21 protein-coding genes and 1 other annotated feature are annotated in these 19,828 nt (G+C 56.4%); of the genes, 8 read left to right on the top strand and 13 right to left on the bottom strand.

The window, feature by feature from the left end:
• Positions 1-242: 242 nt before the first annotated feature.
• From clpB to rluD, 3 genes are all read right to left on the bottom strand, one after another.
• The gene (gene clpB, locus AC6CWS_RS10450; protein ID WP_004206837.1) at positions 243-2,816 is read right to left on the bottom strand and encodes an ATP-dependent chaperone ClpB; all 2,574 of its coding nucleotides are present in this window, start codon (positions 2,814-2,816) and stop codon (positions 243-245) included.
• Positions 2,817-2,944: 128 nt separating this feature from the next.
• Entirely contained in the window at positions 2,945-3,676 is a 732-nt protein-coding gene (gene yfiH / locus AC6CWS_RS10455) for a purine nucleoside phosphorylase YfiH (RefSeq protein ID WP_080901350.1), read from the bottom strand.
• Positions 3,673-4,653: a 23S rRNA pseudouridine(1911/1915/1917) synthase RluD gene (gene rluD / locus AC6CWS_RS10460; protein ID WP_080901351.1), complete on the bottom strand. Its 981-nt coding sequence runs from the start codon at positions 4,651-4,653 to the stop codon at positions 3,673-3,675. The genes yfiH and rluD overlap by 4 nt, the downstream gene beginning before the upstream one ends.
• Before the next feature lie 131 nt (positions 4,654-4,784).
• On the opposite strand from rluD, the gene bamD reads away from it, so the two are divergent.
• The 4 genes from bamD to pheA all read left to right on the top strand — a co-directional run bounded on the left by bamD (position 4,785) and on the right by pheA (position 7,544).
• The gene (gene bamD, locus AC6CWS_RS10465; protein ID WP_004145664.1) at positions 4,785-5,522 is read left to right on the top strand and encodes an outer membrane protein assembly factor BamD; all 738 of its coding nucleotides are present in this window, start codon (positions 4,785-4,787) and stop codon (positions 5,520-5,522) included.
• Positions 5,523-5,793: 271 nt separating this feature from the next.
• Positions 5,794-6,129, top strand: coding sequence for a ribosome-associated translation inhibitor RaiA (gene raiA, locus AC6CWS_RS10470; protein ID WP_002914111.1), 336 nt, complete (start codon positions 5,794-5,796; stop codon positions 6,127-6,129).
• A 105-nt stretch (positions 6,130-6,234) separates the two neighbouring features.
• Positions 6,235-6,359 (top strand) — a sequence feature (Phe leader region).
• On the top strand, positions 6,236-6,283 hold the full coding sequence (pheL, locus tag AC6CWS_RS10475; RefSeq protein WP_100250063.1) for a pheA operon leader peptide PheL: 48 nt from the start codon (positions 6,236-6,238) through the stop codon (positions 6,281-6,283). Its footprint overlaps the feature before it by 48 nt.
• Positions 6,360-6,383: 24 nt before the next feature.
• The gene (gene pheA, locus AC6CWS_RS10480) at positions 6,384-7,544 is read left to right on the top strand and encodes a bifunctional chorismate mutase/prephenate dehydratase (RefSeq protein WP_023290682.1); all 1,161 of its coding nucleotides are present in this window, start codon (positions 6,384-6,386) and stop codon (positions 7,542-7,544) included.
• Here pheA and AC6CWS_RS10485 read toward each other — a convergent pair.
• From AC6CWS_RS10485 to aroF, 3 genes are all read right to left on the bottom strand, one after another.
• Positions 7,541-8,413, bottom strand: a complete 873-nt coding sequence (locus AC6CWS_RS10485) for an SMP-30/gluconolactonase/LRE family protein (protein ID WP_023290683.1) — start codon at positions 8,411-8,413, stop codon at positions 7,541-7,543. The genes pheA and AC6CWS_RS10485 overlap by 4 nt on opposite strands.
• Positions 8,414-8,475: 62 nt before the next feature.
• Positions 8,476-9,597, bottom strand: a complete 1,122-nt coding sequence (gene tyrA, locus AC6CWS_RS10490) for a bifunctional chorismate mutase/prephenate dehydrogenase (RefSeq protein WP_004206843.1) — start codon at positions 9,595-9,597, stop codon at positions 8,476-8,478.
• A 9-nt stretch (positions 9,598-9,606) separates the two neighbouring features.
• Positions 9,607-10,677, bottom strand: coding sequence for a 3-deoxy-7-phosphoheptulonate synthase AroF (aroF, locus tag AC6CWS_RS10495; protein ID WP_023290684.1), 1,071 nt, complete (start codon positions 10,675-10,677; stop codon positions 9,607-9,609).
• Positions 10,678-11,019: 342 nt separating this feature from the next.
• Here aroF and yfiR point away from each other — a divergent pair, with 342 nt between their 5' ends.
• The 3 genes from yfiR to AC6CWS_RS10510 are packed head-to-tail and all read left to right on the top strand — an operon-like array spanning position 11,020 to position 13,241.
• Positions 11,020-11,529 carry a regulatory sequestration protein YfiR gene (gene yfiR, locus AC6CWS_RS10500; protein ID WP_023290685.1) on the top strand — a complete coding sequence of 170 codons (510 nt, stop codon included), beginning with the start codon at positions 11,020-11,022 and terminating at the stop codon, positions 11,527-11,529.
• Positions 11,522-12,745, top strand: a complete 1,224-nt coding sequence (dgcN, locus tag AC6CWS_RS10505) for a diguanylate cyclase DgcN/YfiN (RefSeq protein ID WP_080901352.1) — start codon at positions 11,522-11,524, stop codon at positions 12,743-12,745. The genes yfiR and dgcN overlap by 8 nt, the downstream gene beginning before the upstream one ends.
• A 13-nt stretch (positions 12,746-12,758) precedes the next feature.
• Positions 12,759-13,241, top strand: a complete 483-nt coding sequence (locus tag AC6CWS_RS10510) for an OmpA family protein (protein WP_023290687.1) — start codon at positions 12,759-12,761, stop codon at positions 13,239-13,241.
• An 8-nt stretch (positions 13,242-13,249) separates the two neighbouring features.
• Here AC6CWS_RS10510 and AC6CWS_RS10515 read toward each other — a convergent pair whose 3' ends face one another.
• The 7 genes from AC6CWS_RS10515 to ffh all read right to left on the bottom strand — a co-directional run bounded on the left by AC6CWS_RS10515 (position 13,250) and on the right by ffh (position 18,858).
• On the bottom strand, positions 13,250-14,608 hold the full coding sequence (locus tag AC6CWS_RS10515; protein WP_080901353.1) for a PepSY-associated TM helix domain-containing protein: 1,359 nt from the start codon (positions 14,606-14,608) through the stop codon (positions 13,250-13,252).
• A gap of 57 nt (positions 14,609-14,665) precedes the next feature.
• Complete coding sequence (locus AC6CWS_RS10520; protein WP_032453748.1) at positions 14,666-15,124, bottom strand: DUF2946 domain-containing protein; 459 nt, start codon at positions 15,122-15,124, stop codon at positions 14,666-14,668.
• A 119-nt stretch (positions 15,125-15,243) separates the two neighbouring features.
• On the bottom strand, positions 15,244-15,591 hold the full coding sequence (gene rplS, locus AC6CWS_RS10525) for a 50S ribosomal protein L19 (RefSeq protein WP_002914145.1): 348 nt from the start codon (positions 15,589-15,591) through the stop codon (positions 15,244-15,246).
• A 39-nt stretch (positions 15,592-15,630) separates the two neighbouring features.
• The gene (gene trmD, locus AC6CWS_RS10530) at positions 15,631-16,398 is read right to left on the bottom strand and encodes a tRNA (guanosine(37)-N1)-methyltransferase TrmD (protein WP_080901354.1); all 768 of its coding nucleotides are present in this window, start codon (positions 16,396-16,398) and stop codon (positions 15,631-15,633) included.
• 31 nt (positions 16,399-16,429) lie between these two features.
• Positions 16,430-16,978 (bottom strand): ribosome maturation factor RimM, encoded by a 549-nt coding sequence (rimM, locus tag AC6CWS_RS10535; protein ID WP_004150977.1) that lies wholly within the window; start codon positions 16,976-16,978, stop codon positions 16,430-16,432.
• Positions 16,979-16,996: 18 nt separating this feature from the next.
• The gene (gene rpsP / locus AC6CWS_RS10540) at positions 16,997-17,245 is read right to left on the bottom strand and encodes a 30S ribosomal protein S16 (RefSeq protein ID WP_002914149.1); all 249 of its coding nucleotides are present in this window, start codon (positions 17,243-17,245) and stop codon (positions 16,997-16,999) included.
• A gap of 248 nt (positions 17,246-17,493) precedes the next feature.
• Positions 17,494-18,858 carry a signal recognition particle protein gene (ffh, locus tag AC6CWS_RS10545; protein WP_002914152.1) on the bottom strand — a complete coding sequence of 455 codons (1,365 nt, stop codon included), beginning with the start codon at positions 18,856-18,858 and terminating at the stop codon, positions 17,494-17,496.
• A gap of 163 nt (positions 18,859-19,021) precedes the next feature.
• On the opposite strand from ffh, the gene AC6CWS_RS10550 reads away from it, so the two are divergent.
• Positions 19,022-19,813 carry a cytochrome C assembly family protein gene (locus AC6CWS_RS10550; protein WP_002914153.1) on the top strand — a complete coding sequence of 264 codons (792 nt, stop codon included), beginning with the start codon at positions 19,022-19,024 and terminating at the stop codon, positions 19,811-19,813.
• The last annotated feature ends 15 nt before the right edge of the window (positions 19,814-19,828 follow it).

Below are 19,828 nucleotides of genomic sequence, written 5' to 3' on the forward strand. Positions count from 1 at the left end.
GCATTTATTTTCGCTTTTCTCTGCGAGGTTCTCACCGGAACCCCGCTGACCCGGCGGCTTGCTTGCCGTTGTTCCGTGTCAGTGGAGGCGCATTATAGGGAGTAATTCTGAAGTGACAAGGATAAATTCAAAAAAAGAATTCAACCGCTCACTTTTCAACCAAATCAGGTGTTGAGCTTTAATTCTTGCCTGGTTTTTAAACAAAAACGAGCCCGCTGGGCCCGTTTTTGTCGTTTTGTGACTTACTGCACTGCCACGATACGGTCGTCTTTCACTACCAGCTCGACGGTTTTACCCGGAATCAGCTCACCAGAAAGGATCTGCTGGGCTAACGGGTTCTCAATCTGCTGCTGAATAGCGCGTTTCAGTGGCCGCGCGCCGTATACCGGATCGTACCCGTTGGCGCTTAGCAGCTTCAGCGCCTCATCGGACATCCGCACTTCATATCCGCGCTCTTCCAGACGTTTATACAGACGCTGCAGCTGGATCTGGGCAATAGAAGCAATGTGTTTCTCACCCAGCGGATGGAAGACCACCACTTCATCGATACGGTTGATGAACTCCGGACGGAAGTTCTGGCTGACCACTCCCAGCACCAGGTCTTTCATATGTCCGTAATCCAGCTCGCCGAACCGTTCCTGAATCAGATCGGAACCGAGGTTCGAGGTCATGATGACCACCGTATTACGGAAGTCGACCGTTCTCCCCTGCCCATCAGTGAGGCGCCCGTCGTCGAGTACCTGCAGCAGAATGTTGAACACATCCGGGTGCGCTTTTTCCACTTCATCCAGCAGGATGACGGAATAAGGACGACGGCGCACCGCCTCGGTCAGGTAACCGCCCTCTTCATAACCGACGTATCCCGGAGGCGCACCGACCAGACGCGAGACGGAGTGTTTCTCCATAAACTCGGACATATCGATACGCACCATCGCGTCGTCGCTGTCGAACATAAAGTTAGCCAGCGTTTTACACAGCTCGGTTTTACCGACCCCGGTCGGACCGAGGAACAGGAATGAACCAATCGGTCGGTTCGGATCGGATAGCCCGGCGCGGCTGCGGCGAATCGCGTTAGATACCGCTTCAACCGCCTCATCCTGGCCAATTACCCGGTGATGCAGTTCCTGCTCCATACGCAGCAGTTTGTCACGCTCGCTTTCCATCATGCGGGAGACAGGGATACCGGTCCAGCGGGCCAGCACTTCGGCGATTTCAGCATCCGTCACTTTATTACGCAGCAGACGCATGGTTTTCCCTTCGGACTGAGTGGCTGCCGCCAGCTGTTTCTCCAGTTCCGGAATTTTGCCGTACTGCAGCTCAGACATCCGCGCCAGGTCACCGACGCGACGCGCCTGTTCGATGGCGATTTTCGCCTGCTCCAGCTCGGCTTTGATGGTCTGAGTGCCGGAGAGGGACGCTTTTTCCGCTTTCCACTCTTCTTCCAGCACCGAGTACTGCCGTTCTTTATCCGCCAGCTCCTCGTTGAGCATATCAAGACGCTTCAGACTCGCCTCATCAGACTCTTTCTTCAGCGCCTGCTGCTCCAGTTTCAACTGGATGATACGGCGATCGAGACGGTCCAGCTCTTCCGGCTTCGAGTCGATCTGCATACGGATGCTGGACGCCGCCTCATCAATAAGGTCGATGGCTTTATCCGGCAGCTGACGGTCGGCAATGTAACGATGCGACAAGGTCGCCGCCGCCACGATTGCCGGGTCAGTGATCTGCACGTGGTGGTGCAGTTCATAACGTTCTTTCAGGCCGCGCAGAATAGCGATGGTATCTTCTACCGATGGCTCGGCGACGAACACTTTCTGGAAGCGGCGCTCCAGCGCAGCGTCTTTTTCAATGTACTGACGGTATTCGTCAAGCGTCGTCGCCCCGACGCAGTGCAGTTCACCACGCGCCAGCGCCGGCTTGAGCATGTTGCCTGCATCCATCGCGCCATCGGCTTTACCGGCGCCAACCATGGTATGCAGTTCATCGATAAACAGAATGACGTTGCCTTCCTGTTTCGACAGGTCGGTCAGCACGCCTTTCAGACGCTCTTCAAACTCACCGCGGTATTTCGCCCCGGCCACCAGCGCGCCCATATCCAGCGCCAGCACCCGGCGGCCTTTCAGCCCTTCCGGCACTTCGCCGTTGACGATACGTTGCGCCAGGCCTTCGACGATAGCGGTTTTCCCCACCCCGGGTTCACCAATCAGCACCGGATTGTTTTTGGTACGGCGCTGCAGTACCTGAATGGTACGGCGGATCTCTTCATCACGGCCGATAACCGGGTCCAGCTTGCCCTGCTCGGCACGCTCGGTGAGATCGACGGTAAATTTCTTCAATGCCTGACGTTGGTCTTCGGCACCCTGATCGTTCACGCTTTCACCTCCGCGCATTTGTTCAATCGCCTGAGTCACGTTGGCGGTTGTTGCTCCGGCGGATTTTAAAAGGTCGGTCAGCGTACCGCGTGATTCAAGCGCCGCCAGAACAAACAGTTCTGACGAAATAAAATTGTCCTTTTTCTTTTGCGCCAGCTTGTCGCAAAGGTTCAGGATCCGCACTAAATCCTGAGAAGGTTGCACATCGCCGCCGGTGCCTTCCACCTGCGGTAAACGGCTCAGAGCCTGTTCGATGTCAGTGCGCAGTTTCCCGGCATTCACGCCCGCCGAGGTTAATAAAGGACGTACCGATCCCCCTTCCTGATTCAGCAAGGCGCTCATTAAATGAAGAGGTTCGATGAATTGGTTGTCGTGCCCGAGTGCGAGCGACTGGGCATCGGCAAGAGCAAGCTGGAATTTATTGGTAAGACGATCCAGACGCATAACTCCTCCCATAACAGGTCAAATTTGCTACTGGAGATTAAATGAGGTCATCCCTCAATTATTCAAGGTTAAAGACCTGAACTATGCGAAAAATAAGTTTGCCTTCTGGATCGTCTTGATTCTCTAGGTTATATCAGCCAAATGAAACTTGCCATACGACCGGTGGTCTTGTCGCGCCGGTAAGAGAAAAAATCATCCTTTTCGCTTACCGTGCAGCGATCGCCGCCGAAAATCTGCTCAACGCCGACGTTTGCCAGACGCTGCCGAGCCAGTTGGTAGATATCAGCAAAATATTTTTCGCCTGCCGGACGAAAAGCACGGTGCGCATTCTCATCCTTCGCCATAAAAGCGTCGCGAACTTCTGGCCCCACCTCAAACGCCTGCGGACCGATGGCGGGCCCCAGCCACGCCATAATGTTTTCGGCTTTATCGGCGAAACGGGCGACCGCCTCTTCCAGAACCCCTTCGCATAAGCCGCGCCATCCCGCATGCGCCGCGGCGACTTCGGTACCGGCGCGGTTACAGAACAGGACCGGCAGGCAGTCAGCGGTCATCACGGCGCAGACAGTCCCTGGCGTACGGCTATAAGAGGCATCCGCGCGTTTCGACGGATAGGGTCCGCCGTCCAGCGTGAGCACATCGGTACCATGAACCTGCTCCAGCCAAACCGGGTAAGACGGCAAGCCGCCGGCGGCAAACATCCGCCGCCGGTTTTCTTCGACATGCTGCAGATTGTCGCCGCAATGGGCGCCCAGATTGAGCGAGTCATAGGGCGGCAGACTCACGCCGCCGATGCGGGTAGAACTACAGGCCGCCACGCTGCCGGGCATTGGCCACTGCGGTACAATCAGTTTAGTCATAACCAGTCAATATCGTCCTTATGGGCTTCAAAATCGGCGCGCATCGCATCGATGAGCTCGACCATATCTTGTGGGATGGGCGCATGCCACTCCATTTCAATACCGGTAATCGGATGGTACAGACGCAGCATGGTGGCGTGCAGCGCCTGGCGGTCGAATTTACGCAGCGCGGTGATGAATTCCTCCGACGCGCCCTTCGGCGGACGCGGGCGGCCGCCATACACCTGGTCGCCTACCAGCGGATGGGTAATATGCGACATATGCACGCGGATCTGATGCGTACGCCCGGTTTCCAGACGCAGGCGCAGACGGGTATGAATGCGGAAATGTTCCATAATGCGGTAGTGGGTCACCGCCGGCTTGCCCATAGGGTGCACCGCCATATGGGTACGCTTGGTCGGGTGACGGCTGATCGGCTCTTCCACCGTACCGCCGGCGGTCATATGACCGATCGCCACCGCTTCGTACTCACGGGTGATCTCGCGCAGCTGCAGCGACTCCACCAGCCGGGTTTGCGCTGGAATGGTTTTCGCCACCACCATCAGACCGGTGGTGTCTTTATCCAGACGGTGGACGATACCCGCACGCGGCACATCGGCAATAGGCGGATAGTAGTGCAGCAGCGCATTCAGCACAGTACCGTCGGGGTTGCCCGCGCCAGGATGTACAACCAGATCGCGCGGTTTGTTGATCACGAGGATGTCGTCATCTTCGTAAACGATATTGAGCGGAATATCCTGCGGCTGGAAGCGCGCCTCTTCTTCGATTTCCACATCGATAGCGATGCGTTCTCCCCCCAGCACTTTTTCTTTCGGTTTATCGCCAATGGCGCCATTGACTAATACGCGTTGGTCGAGGATCCATTCTTTTATCCGCGATCGCGAATAATCAGGGAACAATTCGGCCAAAGCCTGATCTAAGCGTTGACCGAGTTGATTTTCGGTCACCGTTGCGGTGAGTTGTACTCGTTGTGCCATATACAGCTTCTTCGTTTAACGTTGGGTTTTACGGCTTTGCCGTTTAATATAGTGTGCTATTGTAGCTGGTCTTAATCGGGAGCAGGAACAGAGATTCTCCCGCATAAACATTTTGAGGAAGTCAAAACGTCATGACGCGCATGAAATACCTGGTGGCAGCCGCCACACTGAGCCTGGCTTTGGTGGGTTGCTCCGGCTCTAAGGAAGAGGTGCCTGATAATCCGCCGAATGAAATCTACGCGACCGCCCAGCAAAAACTGCAGGACGGTAACTGGAAACAGGCGATAACGCAACTGGAAGCGTTGGATAACCGTTATCCATTCGGCCCTTATTCCCAACAGGTACAGCTGGATCTGATTTATGCGTATTACAAAAACGCCGATCTGCCGCTGGCTCAGGCCGCCATCGATCGCTTCATGCGCTTGAACCCCACCCATCCGAACATCGACTACGTCATCTATATGCGCGGCCTGACCAACATGGCTCTGGATGACAGCGCCCTGCAGGGCTTCTTCGGCGTCGATCGTTCCGACCGCGATCCGCAGCACGCGCGCGATGCCTTCAATGACTTCTCCAAACTGGTACGTGGCTACCCGAACAGCCAGTATGCCACTGACGCCTATAAGCGCATGGTGTTCCTGAAAGATCGCCTGGCGAAGTATGAGCTGTCGGTGGTGGATTACTACACCGACCGCGGCGCATGGGTTGCCGTCGTTAACCGCGTGGAAGGTATGATGCGTAACTATCCGGATACCCAGGCCACCCGCGATGCCCTGCCGAAGATGGAAAACGCCTATCGTCAAATGCAGATGAACGCTCAGGCGGACAAAGTCGCGAAGATTATCGCCGCGAACAGCAAGAACACCTGAGCCTGATTCATAGATCGCAAACGGCAGCCACTGGCTGCCGTTTTTTTATCCATTATCCTGGCTAGCTGAAGCGGTTTAGCGCCGGGTTAACTCATCAAATATGGCCTGCTTTGTCGGGTTCGACAAGTAAAATCTCATCTCTTCCTGCCCTGTCTCACAAAATGAATTCGTTGACAAAAAGTGACAATAAAATGTGATTTAGATCACACATTTTGACATTGGGAAAGGTATGCTGGATTCACCAAGACGGGAAAGACAAGAGGTAAAATTTATGACAATGAACATTACCAGTAAACAAATGGAAATTACTCCGGCAATCCGCCAGCATGTCGCAGACCGTCTCGCCAAACTGGATAAGTGGCAAACTCATTTAATTAACCCGCACATCATTCTGTCTAAGGAGCCGCAGGGTTTTATCGCTGACGCAACCATCAACACGCCAAACGGCCATCTGGTTGCCAGTGCGCGTCATGAAGATATGTACGCCGCCATTAACGAATTGATCAACAAGCTGGAACGGCAGCTCAATAAAGTGCAACACAAAGGGGAAGCCCGCCGCGCCGCGACGTCGGTGAAAGAGGCAGGCTTTGTGGAAGAAGAAGAGTAATCCTTAACTTAAGTTGTGTCATGCCACGCGCCTTCGGGCGCGTTTTTTATTGACAGAGTGAAAACAGTACAGGTACTGTAATCCCCACTACTTAAAGGAATTCATCATGAAACTCGTCCCGTTCTTCTTCGCATTCTTTTTTACCTTCCCCTGACCGGGAGGCAATTCGTCGTATAAGAAAGAATGCGAAGACGAACAATAAGGCCTCCCACCCGGGGGGCCTTTTTTATTTGATAACAACAAAGGCAACATCTATGACCGAGGAAAACCCATTACTGGCGCTGCGCGACAAGATAAGCGCGCTGGATGAGAAACTGCTTGCTCTGCTGGCGGAGCGTCGCGGGCTGGCTGTTGAGGTTGGTAAAGCCAAACTGGCCTCCCATCGTCCGGTGCGTGATATTGACCGCGAACGCGATCTGCTGGAGCGTCTGATGACCCTCGGCAAGCGTCATAATCTGGATGCACACTACATCACCCGCCTGTTCCAGCTGATTATCGAAGACTCTGTTCTGACCCAGCAAACCCTGCTGCAGCAGCATTTGAATAAAATTAACCCGCATTCAGCTCGCGTGGCGTTCCTCGGTCCCAAAGGCTCTTATTCGCATCTGGCGGCGCGTCAGTACGCCGCTCGCCACTTTGAGCAGTTTATTGAAAGCGGCTGCGCGAAGTTCGCCGATATTTTTAATCAGGTGGAGACCGGTCAGGCCGATTACGCCGTAGTGCCGATTGAAAACACCAGCTCCGGCGGGATCAACGACGTCTACGATCTGCTGCAGCACACCAGCCTGTCGATCGTTGGCGAACTGACGATCCCTATCGATCATTGCGTACTGGTCAGCACCTCGACGGATGCCGATAAAATTCAGACCGTCTACAGCCATCCGCAGCCGTTCCAGCAGTGTAGCCAGTATCTGAGTCGCTACCCGCACTGGAAGATTGAATATACCGAGAGCACCTCAGCGGCGATGGAAAAAGTCGCGCAGGCGAACTCCCCGGCCGTCGCGGCACTGGGCAGCGAAGCGGGCGGCGCCCTGTACGGTCTGCAGGTACTGGAGCACTGCCAGGCCAACCAGACGCAGAATATTACGCGCTTCCTCGTTCTGGCGCGCAAAGCGGTGAACGTCTCCGATCAGGTTCCGGCGAAGACCACGCTGTTAATGGCGACCGGTCAGCAGGCGGGCGCCCTGGTGGAGGCCTTACTGGTGCTGCGCAATCACAATCTGATCATGACCAAACTGGAGTCTCGCCCAATCCATGGCAATCCATGGGAAGAGATGTTTTATCTCGATATTCAGGCAAACCTGGACTCGCTGCCCATGCGCAAGGCGCTGAAGGAGCTGGCGGAGATCACCCGCTCCATGAAGGTTCTCGGTTGCTACCCCAGCGAAAACGTCGTGCCGGTGGATCCGGTTTAGCGTTCGCGGAATGGTAATTTCTTCATCCCTGCCACCGCCACCGGCAGGGTGAAGATAGCGCCGGACAGCGGATACTGCGCCAGCTCATCGTCCTCCATGTTTTCCCGGGTGGTGGTGATGTAGAGCGTTTTCATATCCGCCCCGCCAAAGCAGACCATCGTCGGGCAACGTACCGGCATCGGGTAGGACTCCAGCTCCTCACCCTGCGGAGAGAAACGGGCGATCCGCCAGCCGTCAAACATTGCGCTCCAGTAACATCCCTCCACGTCAATCGCCGCCCCGTCCGGGATCCCTTCGCCCGGCAGAAAACGGCGAAAGACTTCGCGCCGGCCAGGCTCACCCTGCTCATCCAGCGGCGTACGGTAAATCACGGCGTTCGGCGTATCGGAGGTATACATCCAGCGCCGGTCGGCGCTAAACGCCAGACCGTTGGCGCCATGGATGTCGCACTGGATCACCGTCGGCTTCAGGTCGTTATCGACCCGCATCAGCAGCGCGCCGTTGTAATCCCCCGGGCCCCAGAAGGTGCCGGCATAAAAGCGCCCGTCGCGATCGGTCCCGCCGTCGTTAAAGCGTGCCAGTTCCGGGTTGCTCGGGTTATCGCAGACTTTCCGCCGCAGCAGACCGTGGGCGTCGGTCAGCCAGATACCGCTGCGCAATGCAACGATAAAACCGCCCTTCTCGCGCAGGGAAAAACAGCCGACCTCCTCCGGAAACTGCAGCACCTGGTGTTCGCCGCTGCGGGTATCGTAGCGGTGAATTTCACATTCCATGATATCGGCCCAGTAGAGGGCCTGCTCTGCCTCACTCCAGGTCGGGCATTCCGGCAGGTATCCGGTGTAGTCAAACAGCGGTTGTGGTTCAGCCATCGTTGTCATCCCTATAAAAAAAGCCAGCGGTCGCTGGCTTTATTGTATACATCTTTTTCGCTTTACTGCCGATTATCGTTCGCCTGACGCAGCAGCGTGCGGCTCTCGCTCTGGAAACGCTGGGCGTAATCGCCAAACCAGTGTTCGACTTTACGGAAGCTATCGATAAACGCCTGCTTATCGCCCTGCTCCAGCAGACCGATCGCCTCGCCAAACCGCTGGTAGTAGCGCTTAATCAGCGCCAGGTTGTTTTCCGAGGACATAATAATGTCGGCGTAGAGCTGCGGATCCTGGGCAAACAGACGGCCCACCATCGCCAGCTCCAGCCGGTAAATGGGTGACGAGAGCGCCAGCAACTGCTCAAGGCGCACATTCTCTTCCGCCAGATGCAGACCATAGGCGAAGGTGGCAAAGTGGCGCAGCGCCTGAATAAAGGCCATGTTCTGATCGTGCTCCACCGCGCTGATGCGATGCAGGCGCGCGCCCCAGACCTGAATTTGCTCGAGGAACCACTGATAGGCCTCCGGCTGGCGGCCATCGCAATAGACCACCACCTGCTTGGCAAGGCTGCCGCTGTCCGGACCGAACATCGGGTGCAGGCCGAGTACCGGGCCCTGATGCGCCGCCAGCATCGCCTGCAGCGGCTCTGCTTTAACCGAGGCAAGGTCGACCAGAATGCAATCCGCCGGCAGCGGCGGCAGCCTGGCGATCGTCTCCACGGTGGTGTGAATCGGCACGCTGACAATGACCATACCGGCATCGGCGACGATATCCGTCGCCCGCGCCCAGTCCTCTTTTTCCAGAATGCGCACCTGGTAGCCGGACAGCGTTAACATCTTCTCAAACAGACGCCCCATCTGCCCGCCGCCGCCGACGATCACCACCGGCCGCAGATTCGGGTAAAGGGTTTTGAAGCCTTTGTCGTTTTCGCTGGAATAGGATTCCCGCATCACGCGACGCAGAACGTCCTCGATCAGATCCGGCGGAACGCCGAGCGCAGCCGCCTCTTCACGCCGGGAGGCGAGCATCGCCGCCTCGCGTTCCGGGACGTAAATCGGCAGGCCATACTGGCTCTTCACCTCGCCGACTTCGGCCACCAGTTCCAGGCGCTTAGCCAGCAGGCTAAGCAACGCTTTATCCACTTCATCAATTTGATCGCGTAACGCGGTCAGTTCAGCAACCATACTTTCCTCTTACACCAAACGGGCCGCCAGGTGGCCGCGGAGATCCTTATCCAGTTCACGCAGCAGCGCATCGGTGGTTTCCCAGCTGATGCAGGCATCCGTTACCGAAACGCCGTATTTCATCGCCTCACGCGGCTGTTCAGAGGACTGATTGCCCTCGTGGATATTACTCTCGATCATCAGGCCGATAATGGAGCGATTGCCATCTTTGATCTGCGCGACAACGGATTCAGCCACGGCCGGCTGGCGGCGGAAATCTTTATTGGAGTTCCCATGACTGCAATCTACCATCAGCGACGGCTTCAGTCCCGCCTGCGCCATCTCTTTTTCACATTTCTCCACATCTTCCGGCCCGTAGTTCGGCGCCTTACCGCCGCGGAGGATCACATGGCCGTTCGGGTTACCCTGCGTTTGCAGCAGGCAGACCTGCCCGGCCTGGTTGATACCGACGAAGCGGTGCGGCATCGCCGCGGCGCGCATGGCGTTGATAGCCGTGGCCAGGCTACCGTCGGTGCCATTTTTAAAGCCTACCGGCATGGAAAGACCAGAGGCCATTTCGCGGTGCGTCTGAGATTCCGTGGTTCGCGCGCCGATGGCGGACCAGCTGAACAGATCCCCAAGGTACTGCGGGCTGTTGGGATCCAGCGCTTCCGTCGCCAGCGGCAGTCCCATATTCACAAGCTCGACCAGCAGACGACGCGCAATCTTCAGGCCGCCTTCAACATCAAACGAACCATCCATATGCGGATCGTTAATCAGCCCCTTCCAGCCGACGGTGGTACGGGGTTTTTCAAAATAGACGCGCATCACCAGGTAGAGGCTATCGCTGACCTCTGCGGCAAGGGCTTTAAACCGACGAGCATATTCGATCGCCGCTTCCGGATCGTGAATGGAGCAAGGACCGCAGACCACCAGCAGGCGCGGATCGCGACCGGCGATGATATTGGAGATGGTTTCACGGGCGTGCGCGATCTGCGCCTCCTGTTCAACGCTCAGGGGGAATTCCGCCTTCAGTTGCTCCGGGGTCATTAATACATGTTCGTCGGTAATATGTACGTTGTTCAGCGCGTCTTTTTGCATGATTGCGATCCTGTGTAGCTCGTTTGCGATAAGGGTTGCCTCAGCGGGCATGACGTAACGATACCATACGAAGTAAAGAATTCAATCCATATTCCGTAAATTTTACTTTACAGCGATAAATTAATTGGCCCTTACCACGGCATTAACCGTACAATAATATTTACAGATAGTGAAATCGCGCCAAAATTGCTCGCCAGCGTCATCGGCATTACGAAAAATCCTGGTGAGATTTGTCCCAAAGCAAAGGGCGCATCTAATGACGGGTTTTGCTATCAGTGGTATTCTTCGCCGGGCATCGGCAGCGGCTCTTCCCGCGCTATGGCGAATTTGACGGAAGCGTTAATGACAGTATTACACCGTCTTTTATTGACTGTATTTTTTCTCATCGCGGTATCTCCTGTTTTTGCTGCCGGACCTTCAGAACATGTTCGCGCTATTGTTTCCGGGATCGTGACCTACACCCGTTGGCCGTCATTAACAGGGGCGCCGAAGCTATGCATTTTTGCCTCATCACGCTTCACCCATAGCCTGGCTCATGAAGCGCCGGATGCATTGCCTTATCAACCGGTGATAGTACGTAATAGTGAAGAAGCGTTAAAAACGACCTGCGATGGTTTTTATTTTGGCAGCGAAACGCCGACCCAACAGTCGGAGTTAACTCGCCGCTATGGCTCGAGGCCGCTGTTACTCATCGCAGAACAAAATACGGATTGCTCAATTGGTAGCGCGTTTTGCCTGATCATCAACGACGACAGGGTCCGCTTCTCCGTTAATCTGGACGTTCTGACGCACAGCGGGGTTCGGGTTAACCCGGACGTCCTGATGCTTGCCCGGAAGAAACCACATGAATAAGGACTTTTCACAGACATCGCGCCCGACGTTTAAACGCGCGCTGCGTCGCATTAGCGTGATAAGCGTGGTGATCTCCATGACGCTGGTCTGGCTGCTGCTGAGCACGGCCTCTATTTTCACGCTCAAGCAGTACGCGCAGAAAAATCTTGAGCTCACTGCCGCGACCATGGGCCGCAGCCTCGAAGCCGCCCTGGTGTTTGGCGACAGCGCGGCAGCAGAGGAGACCCTCGCTTCGCTGGGGAAGCAAGGGCAGATTTCCCAGGCGATCGTGCTCAACGGCCAGAAGCAGCACTTCGCCGCCTGGCGCCACGAACCGCTGGCCAACAAAGAACAAGTGAGCGGCCTTATCAGTAAATGGCTGTTTCCAGAGCCCACGGTGCAGCCCATCTGGCACCAGGGGAAACAAATCGGCGAGCTGCGACTGACCGCGCTTGACGAACTGATTAGCCACTTTCTCGGCATCTCGATTCTGGTACTGACCGGCAGCATTCTGCTCGCCTCGTTCATCGGCCTGCTGCTGACCCACTCCCTGCACCGGGGGATCGTCGCCGCCCTGCAGAGCATCACCGAGGTCGTGCATGATATTCGCGAAAACCGCCACTTCTCGCGGCGGGTGCCGGAGGAGCGTATCGAGGAGTTCCATCTGTTTGCCCAGGACTTTAACAGTCTGCTGGGGGAGATGGAGGACTGGCAGCGCCAGTTGCAGGCCAAAAATGCTCAGCTGTTGCGCAGCTCGTTACACGATCCGTTGACCGGTCTGGCTAACCGCGCCGCCTTTCGCAACGCGCTCGCCGAGCTGATGAAAAATGAAGTGGATCACGAGACCTCAGCGTTACTGTTTCTCGATGGCGATAACTTCAAATTGATCAATGACAACTGGGGACATGCGGCGGGCGATAAAGTGCTGATGGAAGTCGCCAGCCGCCTGATGACTTTCGCCGGTAAACGCCATCTGGCGTGGCGTCTTGGCGGCGACGAGTTTGCCGTTCTGCTGCGCGAGGTGCGCTCGGAAGCAGAAGTCCAGGCCCTGTGCCAGGCGCTGTCAGAACAATTTCTTCCGCCATTCAACCTGCACAATGGCCATAGAGCCACGCTCTCGCTGAGCGTCGGTTATGCCCTGGCGTGGGAACACGCCACGGCGGAATCACTGCAAGAACTTGCCGATCAGAATATGTATCGGATGAAAAACCAACGTATCCAGCAGATGCTGAAATAATAAAGGACGCATTATGATCAGGAAATATTTCGCCCCCGCCCTGATGGCGGCGGCGCTTTTGACAGGTTGCCAGGCTCCTCAGGGAAAATTTACCCCTGAGCAGGTGGCGGCGATGAAATCTTATGGCTTCACTGAAAGCAATGGCGATTGGTCCCTGGGCTTATCCGATAGCATCCTGTTTGACAAGAATGACTACCGACTACGTCCCGACAGCCGCCAGCAGATCACCCAAATGGCCTCGCGGCTGGCGACAACCGGGATTACACATAGCCGCCTTGAAGGCCACACCGATAATTATGGTGAGGATAGTTATAACGAAGCCCTGTCGCTTAAGCGGGCCAACAGCGTAGCCGATGCCTGGGCGGAAGGCGCCCATATCCCGCGCAGTAATTTAGTCACCCGCGGCCTTGGCAAAAAATACCCGATCGCCAGCAACGATACCGCGGCCGGGCGCGCTGAAAACCGCCGGGTCACGGTGGTCATCAGTACGCCGTAGACGTCCGCTTAATCGCTAGACTTCGCTATCCTCATTGCCGTTGCCGCGCGCCAGCGCAGGTAGTCAACGGCAATGAACAGCACCAGGCTGATCCCCATCAACGGCATGGCCAGCCCCAGGGCTAACGCTATCCCCAGCACCAGCCCACGGGCAGGCCAGGCGAGCGACAGCCATGCCTGCAGCAGGGAATGCGCCGGATCCCAGACGGCCTGTGGCGGACGGCGTATCCACCACAGCCGGTACCCCACGCCGATGGTTACGCACAGCGCGCAGCCAAACCCCACCAGCAGCAGCTGATTCGCCAGACCAAAGAGGATCCCCATATGGAAATCGACGCCCCAGCGGGTAAGCTTCGCCATCAGCGGAAAGTCGGCAAAATGGGTGCGATCCACCACCTGCATCGTGGCGCCATCGATCGCCACCGCGTCCACCTGCGTCGGCCAGCGGCGGTCAATCTCATTCACCGTCCAGGCGCGTTCGTCTGACACCGGCGGACGGATCTCCAGCCGGCTGGCGTTCAGCCCCGCCTGACGGGCCACCGCCAGCGCCTGGTCAAACTGCGCTGGCTGATGCTGGGTCATGGCCATCGCCTCCCTATGATGCCCGGCATGGGGATCGTGCGCCATCGGCGCCTCACCGTGCAGCAGGGTATTGACCTGCGGCGTCCACCAGCCGAAAGCCGCCCGCATTTTATCCACGTTGCCGCCGGCCCATTGCGACCAGGTCAGGCCGGTGGCGGAGAAGAGCAGCATGCCCAGCAGTAAGCACCAGCCCAACGTCACGTGCAGCCGACGATGATTCTGCAGGGCGTTATTGAGCCGCCGTTTTGGACGCGTCATCGCCCACAGGGCAATGCCCCCCAGCGCGGCCACCCACATCCATGAGGCAGCCAGTTCGCTGTAGAGCCGCCCGCTGTCGCCCAGCAGCAGCGAACGATGCGCATAGTCAATCCACTGCCGCAGCGGCAGGATGCCGCTGGTGCCGTAGACCGTCATATCGCCCTTCACCCGCAGCGCGATCGGATCGACAAAAATGGCCCGGGATTCCGACTCCCCGAGACTCGGATCGGCAAACATAATGCGGGTGGTCTCGCCCACCGCGGGGGCCGGACGTACCGCCAGCAGCCGCAGATTACCCTGGGTCGCTTCTTCTGCCACCGCAATCTGGGCGCTGAGCGGCTGCGGGGTGCCTTCGGGAAGGCCATACAGCGCATCGTGATAGAGCCAGTTTTCCAGCTGCGGCGTCGCCACGTACAGCGTGCCGGTCAGGGCAGCGACAAAGATAAACGGTCCGATAAACAGCCCGATATAGAAATGGAGGCGACGCAGCAGGTTCAGCCATGCCGCGCGCGAGGTGCAGGTTGTCATACTTTTCCTTTTTCAAAGCAAAAAGAGGTCGTTGCGCAGTGCGCAGATTCATTTTTATTAAAGGGAAAAAGCAGACAGCCGCGGCGGGGCGCGGGTTTCGGGGTAAAGCCAGGGAAAGTAACGCCAGTGTTTTAATACCGGCCGAGAAGCCGGCAGGCGAATGCGCCGCAGGAGCATGGCGACGAACAGCGCCAGCGCGAAAAGCAGACCCGGGACATGGGCTAACAGCACGCAATAGCCACATGCTTCAGCATGATCCAGCGGCAGTTCGTGTCCGGTATGCGTAGCGCCGTCTGCGCTATGCGTCATCGCCATCTCGTGGCCAGGCATCTGCGCCATACTCGCTGGCGAGCTGTCCATCATCATGGCGTGGTGCATGCCGGGCATGGCGCTCATGGGGTCTTTTTGCAGGGAGACGGAGATTAGGGGTGCCACGACGATCAGCAGGATCGCCAACAGCGCCAGCCAGGCGGCTCGCCGTTTAGGTGTCGTTTGCTGAAAACTGTTGCTGACCACCGCCCCTCCGAATAGAGGGCGTATTGTAAATGATTTACATCACGATGGTTACAACAAAGATAAAAAAAGGGCCGGCCCTGAGGCCAGCCCTTTTTGTCAGGATGTCGCGAAAGCGAATCTTAGTTAAGACGCTCTTTGATACGAGCAGACTTACCAGTGCGCTCACGCAGGTAGTACAGTTTAGCTTTACGTACAGCACCACGACGTTTAACAGCAATGCTGTCAACTACCGGAGAGTGAGTCTGGAAGACACGCTCAACGCCTTCGCCGTTGGAAATTTTGCGAACAGTGAATGCAGAGTGCAGACCGCGGTTACGAATAGCGATAACCACGCCCTCGAATGCCTGCAGACGTTTTTTGGAACCTTCAACAACCCATACTTTCACTTCCACGGTATCACCCGGACGGAAGGAAGGTACGTCCTGCTTCATCTGTTCTTGTTCAAGTTGCTTAATAATGTTGCTCATAATTTAATCTCTTATCCTGGGTAAACTGATATTGGGGGCTCACGCCTGCCCATCATGTTTATGCTGCTGTTGCGCGTGTTCAGTTTTGAACTCCGCCAGCAGCTTTGCTTGCTCTTCAGTCAGAGCCAGGTTTTCCAGAAGTTCAGGTCTTCTAAGCCAGGTTCGGCCCAGCGACTGCTTCAGACGCCAGCGACGTATCTCAGCATGGTTTCCCGACAGCAATACTGGCGGTACTTCCATCTCTTCTAACACTTCAGGACGGGTATAGTGGGGACAATCCAGCAACCCATCAGCAAAGGAATCTTCCGTTGCTGATGCTTCATGGCCCAGTACCCCCGGAATGAACCGGGAAACGGAGTCAATCAGCGTCATTGCCGGTAACTCACCACCGCTGAGAACGTAATCGCCGATTGACCATTCTTCGTCAATTTCGGTTTGGATTACGCGCTCGTCTATCCCTTCGTAGCGACCGCACACCAGAATCAGTTTCTGATTCGTTGCCAGTTCGCTGACGCCCGCTTGATCAAGCTTGCGTCCCTGAGGTGACAGATAAATCACCTTCGCGCCTTCACCTGCCGCGGCTTTTGCTGCATGAATGGCATCCCGTAAGGGTTGCACCATCATTAGCATCCCCGGTCCGCCGCCGTAAGGACGATCGTCCACGGTACGGTGCCGGTCATGCGTGAACTCGCGAGGACTCCAGCTTTCGATGCTCAGCAGGCCATTTTTTACTGCCCGGCCAGTTACCCCGTAATCGGTAATTGCGCGGAACATTTCAGGAAACAGGCTAATTATGCCAATCCACATAGCGCCGTCTTTTACCGTTTATCCGGAGAATTTAAAAACCAGGATCCCAATCTACTTCGATAGTACGCGTAGTGAGATCGACTTTCTTGATAACCTGCCCATCGAGGAACGGAACCAACCGCTCCTTGATACCAAATGCATCTTTCAGGTTTGCCTTGATGACGAGCACGTCATTAGACCCGGTTTCCATCATATCGATGACTTTACCGAGGCTATAGCCTTCCGTTGTCACTACCTGGCAGCCCATCAGGTCTTTCCAGTAGTAGTCACCCTCTTCCAGCTCCGGCAACTGCGATGAATCCACGATAATTTCGCAATTAGTCAGTAGATTCGCGGCATCACGATCGTCAACGCCTTTCAGCTTGATGATGATGTCCTGATTGTGGTGGCGCCAGCTTTCCAGCTCAACGACCTGCCACTGACCCGCCTTCTGGATTAACCAGGGCTGATAGTCAAAAATGCTTTCGGCGTCTTCGGTGGAGGAAAACACTCTGAGCCAACCACGGATACCGTAGGAAGAACCCATTTTCCCCAATACGATCGGATCAACAGGTGCTTGTGCGGTGTGTTGCTTGCTCATCATGACCACCGTGACAGATTAAGCTGCTTTGTTAGCGGCTTTGATCAGCGCGGCAACGCGATCGGAAACAGTAGCGCCCTGGCCAACCCAGTGAGCGATACGATCCAGATCCAGGCGAGTCTCTTCTTCCGCACCGTTAGCGATCGGGTTGAAGAAACCAACGCGCTCGATGAAGCGACCGTTGCGTGCATTACGGCTGTCGGTGACAACAACCTGGTAGAACGGACGCTTTTTAGCGCCGTGACGTGCTAAACGAATAGTTACCATAACATCCTCTTGTGTGAATAAAACAACCGGGCCCCATCGAGGAACGGAGCCCGGTGTCATATTAAAAGCCCGAAAATTTTACTGATTTCTGGGGAAAATGCAATCAGCAGTTGATAAGTCTGCTGTAAAAGGCCGTCGGCGGTGCAGTCAGTTCGCTGCCGGCGTGCGCGCAGCCACCGGAACGTACACGTAGTACGTGAGGATGGCGAGCACACCCCGGTGGCGAAATGGCAAACAAGCCAGGCCGATTAGCGGCCCGGGAAGCCTGGAGGCATCATCCCTTTCATCCCGCGCATCATCTTCATCATGCCGCCTTTCGACTTCATCTTCTTCATCATGCGCTGCATGTCGTCAAACTGCTTGAGCAGACGGTTCACATCCTGCACCTGCATCCCGCAGCCGGCGGCGATACGGCGCTTACGTGAACCTTTGATGATTTCCGGCTTAGCGCGCTCTTTCAGGGTCATCGAGTTGATGATCGCCTCCATACGTACCAGCACTTTGTCATCCATCTGCGCTTTCACGTTGTCCGGGATCTGGCCCATACCCGGCAGCTTGCCCATCAGGCTGGCCATGCCGCCCATGTTTTTCATCTGGCGCAGCTGCTCAAGGAAGTCGGTGAGATCGAAACCGTCGCCTTTCTTCAGCTTGGAGGCCAGCTTCTCGGCCTGCGCGCGGTCGACTTTGCTCTCGATATCTTCGATCAGCGACAGCACGTCGCCCATGCCGAGGATGCGGGAGGCGACGCGGTCCGGATGGAACGGCTCCAGCGCTTCGGTTTTCTCGCCGACGCCGAGGAATTTAATCGGCTTGCCGGTAATATGGCGAATCGACAGCGCCGCGCCGCCACGGGCGTCGCCGTCCACTTTGGTCAGCACCACGCCGGTCAGCGGCAGCGCTTCGTTAAAGGCTTTGGCGGTATTCGCCGCATCCTGGCCGGTCATCGCATCGACGACGAACAGGGTTTCAACCGGATTAATGGCGGCGTGGACGTGCTTAATTTCGTCCATCATCGCTTCGTCAACGTGCAGACGACCGGCGGTATCCACCAGCAGCACGTCGTAGAATTTGAGCTTCGCTTCTTTCAGCGCCGCGTTGACGATATCAACCGGCTTCTGCCCGACGTCGGACGGGAAGAAGTCGACGCCGACCTGCTCGGCCAGGGTCTCCAGCTGTTTGATCGCCGCCGGGCGGTAAACGTCCGCGGAGACCACCAGCACTTTCTTCTTGTGCTTCTCGCGCAGGAATTTCCCTAGCTTACCGACGCTGGTGGTTTTACCGGCACCCTGCAGGCCCGCCATCAGCACCACCGCCGGCGGCTGCGCCGCCAGGTCGAGGGTCTGGTTCTCTTCGCCCATCGCCGCCACCAGCTCGTTGCGGACGATTTTGACGAACTCCTGACCCGGGGTCAGGCTTTTATTGACTTCATGGCCGACCGCGCTCTCTTTGACGCGGCTGATGAAATCACGTACCACCGGAAGCGCAACGTCCGCTTCCAGCAGCGCCATGCGCACTTCGCGCAGGGTGTCTTTAATATTGTCTTCTGTAAGGCGTCCGCGGCCGCTAATGTTGCGCAGCGTACGCGACAAACGATCGGTTAAATTATCAAACATTGTCTCTCGCCTGAGGTGGAAACGGTCGGTCGCCGCAGCGACACACAAAACGAATGTGGCGGAGTATAACACGACATCAATCTGAATGTGCTGCAACGGTTGGAGCAGAGGCCTGCTGACGTTATACTGCTTCTCTTTCTTATTTATCCAACAGCCGACACCTATGCCTGTTTTTGCTCTACTCGCCCTTGTCGCCTACTCCGTCAGCCTCGCGCTGATTATCCCCGGCTTGCTGCAAAAAAACAGCAGCTGGCGGCGAATGGCGATTTTATCAGCGACTATCGCGTTGATCTGCCATGCTTTTGCGCTGGAAGCACGGATATTCCCCGGCGGCGAGAGCGGGCAAAACCTCAGCTTACTGAACGTCGGGTCGCTGGTGAGCCTGATGATCTGTACGGTAATGACTATCGTGGCCTCGCGCAATCGCGGCTGGCTGCTGCTGCCTATCGTCTATGCCTTCGCGCTGATCAATCTGGCCTTCGCCACCTTCGTGCCTAACGAATATATCACCCACCTGGAAACCACCCCGGGGATGCTGGTGCATATCGGCCTGTCGCTCTTCTCCTACGCCACGCTGATCATTGCCGCGCTGTATGCGCTACAGCTGGCGTGGATCGACTACCAGTTAAAGAACAAAAAGCTGGCCTTCAGTAGCGAAATGCCGCCGCTGATGAGCATTGAGCGCAAAATGTTCCACATCACCCAGGTCGGCGTGGTGCTGCTGACCCTGACGCTATGTAGCGGTCTGTTCTATATGCACAATCTGTTCAGCAGCGAAAACATTGATAAAGCGGTGCTGTCGATTATTGCGTGGTTCGTCTATATCGTCCTGCTGTGGGGCCACTATCATGAAGGGTGGCGCGGACGTCGTGTGGTCTGGTTCAGCGTCGCTGGCGCCGGTCTGCTGACGCTGGCCTATTTTGGTAGCCGCGTGCTGCAACAGTTCGTGAGCTAAGTCTTTTAAGGAATC

The organism is Klebsiella sp. M041 (assembly GCF_059759695.1).